The following is a 4,118-nucleotide window of genomic DNA, read 5'->3' on the forward strand; positions in this document are numbered from 1 at the left end:
AACCAATCTTACACAGCCCAAAGTGCGCCGCAATAGCGACTCTTGTTCGGGTGTGGGGTAAAATCGAAACGAATAGGCTTTTTCCATACCTCACATTCTAACACATATTTTGTAAATGCGCTAAGATTTAACAGCAAAGCCAACCTAAAACGGCGGGGTTTCAGACCCAAAATTTCCGATGACGAAGACGAGCGGGATCGTCGCGATAGACGGCGCGGATCATGCGGGGCAGTTTATCTTCGACCCCGATCCACAATTGGGCAAAAATTTTGTTATTAGCGATCGCTATCATCTTGGTGGTGGTTCCCCCCACCACTTGCGATTGTCCGATCAAGAAGGCATAGGTCAAACCGGGGGCGATATCTTGGTAGGGATCGGCAACGATGATATCGGTAAAGGGGAAATAGATGGCGGCGGCATCGTAAGCCAATTTTAAAGCGGCATCGAGATTGTTAGGAGCTTTGGTGACAGCCACCAGATTTTCCGTTGGCAAATAGGCGGTAATAGTTTTGCCATCGTAGTAGAATTGGTTAGCCTGACCGTCTCCCGGACTAATCACCCTGAGCTTATTGGGCCGTTCCAGGGTGACATCGGCGATCGTTGTGTACACCAGAGGTGGGCCGATACGACTGGGACTCTCGTAGGTGATAGTGGCGGTAAAGGCCAGGGAACGAGCGGCACTTAAGCGATCGCTCATTTGCTTGAGAATTGCTAGGGCCTTGGGTTCAATTTTTGGGGGAGTTTCTGCTGAGACTGGGGAAACGATTCCCAGCCCAGAGGAGCTAATTAGACCCAGTAAAAGGATTTTTGGCAGAAAATTCATGGCAGCTCTGAAAATCTGGTTTTTGTTAATGTGCTTAGACTGCTCGCAAAAATAACCGAGGAATTATTAATTAAACTGGTGACTTGTTTTTTGATTGATTGATGGCTTTTACCGCTTCTCTTGCTGGAGAACCTCTATTTTATTCCTCAATTCTAAGATTTGGTTGTTTTCATCAGCAAAAGTTTATAAATTTGACCTGGGGGAAGTCAGGGCATTGTTCTGTCGAAAAATAGTCACGAGTCGAGGTAATAGATGGTAGTTTTCACAATTTCGACATTCAATATAGCGTGTCATCAAAATTTTTCTTGCCATCTCACGCCAAAATCGCGATAATGAGATGAAATATATCCCCCTGCTTCGGGTTAATACTTTGTTACCCTTTGTTACGTTTCTTCATCGCATCGGTTCCCCCACGGAAAAATTATTAGAGGAGGTAAAATTACCCTTATTTGCGCTCGATCATCCCGAATCTTTAATCCCACGTCATCAGGCCTTCTCGTTGATCGAGAAAGCGGCGCACAGAGAAGGTATAGACAACTTAGGATTATTAGTAGGGAAGGCAACTTCGATCGCTGATTTAGGGACTTTCGGGCGAATTATTTGTCAGTCTTTGACTGTCTATGATGCTTTTAATACGGTCAAAAACATGATCACGGCTAACAATTCAGGGGAAATATTCTGGATTAAAGAACAGGAAGAAACCGCTTATTTTTGTCAGCGTTATCTCCACAATCAGGAGGTTAATTGTCATTATGCTGCCCAATTTGCTTCAAGACTGATGATCGAATTAGTTAGTATCGCCCTAGGAAAATTATGGCAGCCACCGACAATTTATCTTCAGGGTGAGCGGGGCTGCAACTTAAAAGATGAATCTTTAAGCAGAACTAAAATTCGTGCGGGAATGGGATTTACCGCTATTGTTTTTCCTCGTTCTTTTCTGAGTTTACCTCTTAAATTTTCCGTAGCTTTAGATAATAAACCGAGTCAAAAAGATCGGGAAAATCTCTATTCTTCCTCCCCTGTACAGAATATAAGTGGCTCTTTAAAACAGGTGATTACTCCTCTTTTACCCAACGGTTATCCCGATATTAACTTAGCCAAAGAAATCACCGGCATGAGTGTCCGTACCCTACAAAGAAGGTTAGGAGAAGAAGGTTTAACCTATACTCAGGTAGTGGAAAAAATTCGTTTTGAGCAAGCAGTTTTGTGGCTGCAGGAACCCCAGATAAAATTAATTGATATTGCCATGGAATTAGGTTACAGTGATCCCGCCCATTTTACTCGCGCTTTTAAGCGTTGGACAGGATTATCACCTCGGGATTTTCGTCGTCAAAAATTGGCTAATTATCAATAGACCTCTAGAGGAGGAGTAAGGGGCCAGTGTTCTCGGAGTCTGGACAAGAAAACACCAAGAGATTGAACAAAATTAATTACACCTATGGAAGGGACTATTGCAAGAGTGCCTATCCTAACCAAAAAATTAAGGCTCTCTTGGTTTAGCTTGGTTAAATATGGCCTAGCATACAGTTTTTCTCAGGTGATCCCAGAAAGATTAAGGATAAACCACAGAGGCAGAAAGAACAAAGAGAGGAAGACAGATTCGAGCGGTAAAACTTATCACTTACATTCCAGCAGAGGATGTCAGCTTGTCCCAAATTCAGGCGTTGAGAAGTTTATGCCACTTTTCTGATCGGCTTCTGGCAAAAGTCAAAAAGTAATCAATAATGATATGCAAGGGTTAATTATTGCTCCTATGGCAACAGTGCCTTTGCCTGACTTGCACCAGAAGTCTGTTTGTAGCTTCGGAAATTGTCAAAACCGAGATGTAGTTACTCATTGAACACCACAAAGGCTAATATATGGAGTGTTATTTATGAGCCATTTATCCCTATCCGAACAGATTACTGAGGAACTTCTGGCAATCCTGATCGAAGAAGAAGTCACCTATCCCTGGGATGTAACCGCTGTTGAGAGTCATGATCCCTTAGACCTGACAGAAACACCCTTTTCTCTGTGTGAAGGACTAGAAGCGACGGCGATCGAAGCACAAGCTGATAGATTCTTTAACAGTTTACACCAAAAATTCCCGACAGTTTCCGTTTCACCCCGGTCTAATATCTTTGATAAATTTGCCTCTTTATTGCCGGCCGAACATTTAAATCGTCTAGTAGAAAGCGCTGAAAATCTAGTTGATAGTCAATTAGACAACCTTGAGCGCCTTGTTGTTTGTCTTAGCGATCTCTTTCCCCAATGGTCTCCAGAAGATTTACAGGTTTTTGCTCGTCCCTACGCCTATACTATGCGTAATGGCCAGAGCGAAACGACTATCGAAACCGAAAATTGGCAAAATCTTTCCGAAATTGAACAAATTCGCCGGAGTGCAGCCATTGCCAGCCAGATTTTCCCCGACTTGTCTTCTCCTGAATAGTCATCTCATTTTATTTTGCACGACTACATTAGGTTACACTTCATCCTTATGAGAAACGCTATATCTCTTTATCTGATTTTTTGCTTTTTGTTTCTACCCGTGAGAAAGATTCTATAACTTGTGATTAACTTTGAAAGCACTTTTTAGGGTTGGATGCGTCTGATGACGCATCCTATATTTTCAAAGTTTCTTACATTTTGCTGAGAATACGCTGGACTATATCCATTCCCGTGAAGGCTTGCCAGCCAAAAAGACCTAAAATGACGGCATTAAGGGTAATATGGGTGATTCTGGCCAATTCATTGCCTTTTTGCATTAAAGGTACTAAAGCGGCACTGATCGAGATTAAACCCACCATCCCTAAACCCGCCAGCAGATGGGGACCGACAAATAATTTACCGTTATTAATATAAGTCACCGCCATACCCCCGATCGTCCCCAACACCATTAAAGCGAGGATTAGGGAGCCAATTTGATAGTGTTTAGTGCGAAAATCCTTGGGCAATAATTCTTTTTTTAGGTCTTTATCTGCTGTACGCGTCCGTCGCCATTGTAGCCCCGAATAGAGGGCATAGATAGTTAATCCTAATAAAACCCACATTAGAATGGGATGGCCAAATTGTGACCAAGTTTTTACGGCACTGGGAATCTCGAAGTTCATAGTTGTCTGTTCTCATCGGAAATTTTGGGTCTGAAACCCCGCCGTAGAACGGCGGCTTTACGTTAGAATTAAAAGGCCAGTCTCGAAAACCAAGTGGACGGCGCAGCACCTTGAAAACTCGGCTTAGGGGGTTCCGACCAGAAAAGCTTGGCCGGGTAAAAAGTCGCGCGCAACAAGTACAAGAAGCTATAGGCGGTCAACGTACC

Annotated in this window: 5 protein-coding genes; 2 read left to right on the forward strand and 3 right to left on the reverse strand. The window is 43.2% G+C overall.

Annotated elements, in window-relative coordinates:
• Both IM515_RS11740 and IM515_RS11745 read right to left on the reverse strand, forming a co-directional pair.
• Positions 1-87: helix-turn-helix domain-containing protein (locus IM515_RS11740; protein ID WP_287630136.1), on the reverse strand; the 87-nt coding region annotated here is incomplete at its 3' end.
• 73 nt (positions 88-160) lie between these two features.
• Positions 161-823: a DUF2092 domain-containing protein gene (locus tag IM515_RS11745; RefSeq protein ID WP_002769111.1), complete on the reverse strand. Its 663-nt coding sequence runs from the start codon at positions 821-823 to the stop codon at positions 161-163.
• A gap of 337 nt (positions 824-1,160) precedes the next feature.
• Here IM515_RS11745 and IM515_RS11750 point away from each other — a divergent pair, with 337 nt between their 5' ends.
• A complete protein-coding gene (locus tag IM515_RS11750; RefSeq protein ID WP_193960893.1) occupies positions 1,161-2,177 on the forward strand; it encodes an AraC family transcriptional regulator in 1,017 nt (338 codons plus the stop codon).
• A gap of 519 nt (positions 2,178-2,696) precedes the next feature.
• Entirely contained in the window at positions 2,697-3,251 is a 555-nt protein-coding gene (locus IM515_RS11755) for a hypothetical protein (protein WP_002788909.1), read from the forward strand.
• Between the two features lie 190 nt (positions 3,252-3,441).
• Here the strand turns inward: IM515_RS11755 and IM515_RS11760 are convergent, their stop codons facing one another.
• Complete coding sequence (locus IM515_RS11760; protein ID WP_002760891.1) at positions 3,442-3,912, reverse strand: DUF4079 domain-containing protein; 471 nt, start codon at positions 3,910-3,912, stop codon at positions 3,442-3,444.
• Between the last annotated feature and the right edge of the window lie 206 nt (positions 3,913-4,118).

The sequence above is a fragment of the Microcystis sp. M44BS1 genome (assembly GCF_020244875.1).
Lineage (GTDB): Bacteria > Cyanobacteriota > Cyanobacteriia > Cyanobacteriales > Microcystaceae > Microcystis > Microcystis panniformis.